Genomic DNA, 4,394 nt, shown 5'->3' on the forward strand with positions numbered 1-4,394 from the left:
ATATACACTACACGAACATTTGTCAAGCATTATTTTTCAGGACGTTGCTCCCTGTAATGTATTGTTAATCCAGGCTTCCTGGTTATTGCCGATTTTTTTCGATTTGTAGTGTATATAAAAGGGACGGAATTCAGGGATATTGTCAAAGCGGGAATGATCTTAGGCCAAGCATTTTAATGCCCCACTACAATTTAAATAAGCACTGGATCCAATTCCAATCCAACGGCTCGTTCTGCTATTATCCCTATTCCATCTGCCGGGAAAAGGCGGCCCTGCTGAAACTCATTGGCAACTGGCAGGCCGCCGAAGACATCTTCCGGGCCAACTTGGAAGCGGCCCTGAAAAGTCTTGATGCGCGCAGCATCGCCCAGGCCAAAACCGACCTCAGCGCCATTTGCGACACCCGGGGCAAAGAGGACGAGGCCTTTACCCTGGCCCAGGAAGCCTCCTGGCTCTGGGAAAAACTCAACCAAACTCCCGGCCGGGTAAAGGCCATGGGAACAATGGGCAACGTATACCAGCACCGTAGCGAATATCCCAAAGCCATGGAATGTTACAATGCCTGCCTGGAGTTGTCGCGCCGGGCCGGACTGGACAAGGATACCTGCCGGATGCTTAACATGGTGGGGCTGATCAGCTACGAAATGGGAGATCTGGAAAAGGCCCTTAAATTTTACGGGGAATCGCTGGAGATCGCCCGGCGCAATAACGAGCCCCAGTACATCGCCATGGCCTCCGGCAACATTGGCAACGTTTATCTGGAAACGGGACGGTGGGATCAAGCCATGGAATGCTACCAGCGGGCCTTAAAGGAAAGCCAGCGGGCCGGGGACAAGCAGGCCATCGCTTTCGGGGTGGGAAACATCGCCATCATCTACGAAAAAAAGGGCGAATACGATAAGGCCATGGAATGGACCCGCCGGCAATATGACACTTTTACCGAGCTGGGGGACCAGGTGCACCTTTCGGTAACCCTGCTGAACCTGGGAAACATATACCTGGACACCGGCCGGCTGGATCCGGCGGTGGAATCCTTTACCAGGCAAATCGCCATTTCGGAAGGGCTTAAAGACAAACCCATACTGAGCTACGGCAACTACATGCTGGGAATCGCCCATTCGGAAAAAGGCAATTTTGATGAGGCCCAAAAAGCCCTGGAGCAAGCCATAGAGGTCGGCCGCAGCATAGGCTTCAACCATTATGTCTGCGGGTACCTGGTCCGGTTAGCCAAACTGTACCTGGAGAACGGCCGGCCGGGGCAGGCTTTGGCCTTGATTCCGGAAGCGCGGAAGCTGGCGCAAGAGGTAAAAAGGCCGGACGTGCTGCTGGATCTGGACGTCGTTTCGGCCCGGGCGGCGGAGAATAAAGAGATGGGCAAAGAACAGCTTAAAGCCCTGCTGGCCGCCGCCGCCGAGGAGCAAAAAGCCGAGATATTATTGCAGCTCTGGCGGCTGGGGGCCGGGGAGGAATACCGCGAACAGGCCGCCGGGCAGTTTAAAATGCTTTACGAGCAGACCCCGAAATACCAGTATCAGAAAAGTTTGGCGGAATTAACGTAAAAATATTTAAAATTATGTTTAAATTATGAGCCACTTTGAAAAATCCCATAAAGGACTTTCAAACCCATGAAAAGAGATATCTTTCTTCCGATTATTCCGAGGCCCAGGCCCGGCACGCCCACCAAAAGTACATGGCCCCCGCACAGCAGGGCGGTCAAAAGCTCTTCAATCACCGCCTGCTGGCCCACGATGACTTTTGACAACTCGTCCTTGATATGTTTCTGGGCCAGGACCAGGCTCTCTATCGCCTGGAGGTCGTTCTTTTTGTCCCAAATAACAGGCCTTTCAAAATCCGAATTTCTAAATTCTAAAATCTAAACAAATGACAAATCCCAAGATCGAAATTCTAATTACTGGTGTTTAGGATTTAGTTATTATTGTTTGGAATTTGCACAACTTATCCCATAATTTGGATATGTTGTGATATTAGTCTCTCAGATTTAAATGTTATAAGTCAATCATAAAATCAGGATTTTGTCTGTTATGACATAGTTTTGCTGGAATTGATCAAAAACCACCGCACAGACCTTCTGAGTAGGGAATTTTCCGGATTTGAAAGAAAATTGTTTTTTCGGGAACCAAAAGGATGGTATTTTTACTCTAATCCTATATCACTAACTAATAGTCTAACTAAGGAGTTATCACCATGCACATCAAAAAGTTACTTTGGGTCCTGCTGCTGTTCCCGGCCCTGGCTATGGCACAGGGGATTAGTTGGGGGCCGCGGGTACGGGTGGACGATGCCGCCGGAAGCGGTCCCCATGCGGCCATCCATCCCTACACCATAATAGACAATAGTTTAAGGGTCTACTCGGGGTGGGAGGACGACCGGGACGGCAACGGGAGGTACTCCATCTATTTCTCCCGATCCACCGACTTGGCCGCCAGTTTTTCTGCCAACATCCCGGTAATCGGAGACTCGCTCAGCCACCGATATCCCTGGATGACCAAGGTGGGCTCCAGCATCTATCTGGTCTGGCAGGCCCTGCACGGCAGCAATTGGAAGATCTACTTCTCCCGTTCCACGGACAACGGTTCCTCCTTCACTGCGCCGGACACAGTCAAGGGGGTGGCCATCAGCAATAGCCAGAGTTCCGCGGTCAATTTGGGCCCCATCCCCAAGATAGCCGCCGACCCAAAGGACAGTGTGCTGTATCTGGTCTGGGCCGATGATGCCGCCGGGACCACCAGGGTTAAATGCGCCAAGTCAACTAACCGGGGAGACAGCTTTTTCGGCTCGGTCAACGTCAATACCAACCTGGCCGGAATGGCCCGGCACCCGTCCATTGCTGTTGGTGACAGTGGACAGGTTTTTGTGGCTTACGAGCAGGGAGGCGGCACCAACCAGGATCCTAACCCTCACGTCTATTATAACCTTTCCGCAGACTACGGAGCCGCCTTCAGTGCTACTGCTCTCAAGGTCAACGACGACCCAGGCCCGGCGCGACATATGAATCCCAGCATCACCCGCCGGCCTGGCGAGGTAATGGTGATCTGGGAGGACGCCCGGCAGCCACCGGCCGCGGCCGCTGACAGGCCATATCTGTTTTTCAGCCAGAAATACGACACCGCCGCTGCGTTCTCTGCCAACCTTCAGGTCAGCTACGGCTCGGGCGAATTCAATTTCCGGCCCCGGATAGCCATAGATCAGACCAACGGCAACTTAGTGGTGGCCTGGCACAGCGACAGCAGCGGGGCCAAGTTCGAGTTGCGGATGACCGCCTTCAACGACTCCATCGGCCAGTTCATCAACTCCTACAAGCTGTTCAACACCTTTACCGGAACCTCCGGGGCCAATTTCGGCAACGCCTTCTATCCGCCGGCCCTGGCCATAACCAACATCGACAGCGTTACCAACTTTTTCATGGTGTGGCAGGACCTGGGCGAGGACGCCTCGGGTAACATCTACGCGGTGCGCGGCCGGGTGGTTACCAGCCAGGTGGACCTGGACGTCTTTCCCGACGCCCTGGATGCCCACGGCGACAGCCTGGATTTCGGCATCCTACCGGCCGGGCCGGCCTATGTCTCCCGCAGCTTCCGCCTGGCCAATGCCAGCGATGCCGTCAATCCCGACACGGCCGACGGCCCCAGCACCTCCAGGATAGACACCTTGACGGCCTACCCCATCGTTCTCAAAAACCTGTCGGACAGCATATTGACCGGCTTCATCGAAACGCCGGCCAGTCTCCCGGCTTTGGAGATAGGACAAAGCCTTGACGTAACCGTTACTCTATATATACCCGAGGGGACCCTTTCCGGCCGTTACGAAGGATTTTGCAATATGCGGGCGGTGGGCAGCGACCTGACGGTGGACACGGATTCCATTCGGATCGTGGTCCAGGGTCCGACCGCCGCCGTCGATCTGGAGAACTTAAGGGTCTTCCCCAACCCCTTCAAGCCCTATATCGGGCACACCGTGGTCAATTTCGAGGGGTTGACCGCCCAGGCCACGGTCAAGATCTACGACATCAAGGGACGGCTGGTGGAGGAGATCTCCGAGACCAACGGCGACGGACTGGCCACCTGGGCTCCCAAGGCCGCCAGCGGGGTATACATCTATTCCGTCACCAATCCCCAGGGGGCCAAAAAGACCGGCAAGATAGCCGTGATCAGATAAACCAGATATTTTTATCCGCAGATTACGCAGATTATATCATGGGCCTAAGCCGGATGAAAAAATTGTTTCTTCGGATCGGCTTTGTTGCGCAAAGATTGTAAAGATACAGCATCCCCTGATAAATTGATGATTAGACAGCAACCTTATATGACACCGGCATACCTATTTGAGCCAGGCGGTTGAGAATGGCACATCCAATTCTGACTTCGGTTTTTTGA

The 4,394-nt window shown here is 53.6% G+C and carries 3 protein-coding genes; all 3 read left to right on the forward strand.

The features are described from left to right. The first annotated feature begins 176 nt into the window (after window positions 1-176). The 3 genes from HY768_05595 (at window position 177) to HY768_05605 (ending at window position 4,176) form a co-directional block, all read left to right on the forward strand. Window positions 177-1,559 (forward strand): tetratricopeptide repeat protein, encoded by a 1,383-nt coding sequence (locus HY768_05595; GenBank protein ID MBI4726683.1) that lies wholly within the window; start codon window positions 177-179, stop codon window positions 1,557-1,559. Window positions 1,560-1,594: 35 nt separating this feature from the next. Continuing rightward, on the forward strand, window positions 1,595-1,759 hold the full coding sequence (locus tag HY768_05600; protein MBI4726684.1) for a hypothetical protein: 165 nt from the start codon (window positions 1,595-1,597) through the stop codon (window positions 1,757-1,759). 446 nt (window positions 1,760-2,205) lie between these two features. Beyond that, window positions 2,206-4,176, forward strand: a complete 1,971-nt coding sequence (locus HY768_05605; protein ID MBI4726685.1) for a T9SS type A sorting domain-containing protein — start codon at window positions 2,206-2,208, stop codon at window positions 4,174-4,176. Window positions 4,177-4,394 lie beyond the last annotated feature (218 nt).

Source organism: candidate division TA06 bacterium, from assembly GCA_016208585.1.
Lineage (GTDB): Bacteria > Edwardsbacteria > AC1 > AC1 > EtOH8 > UBA5202.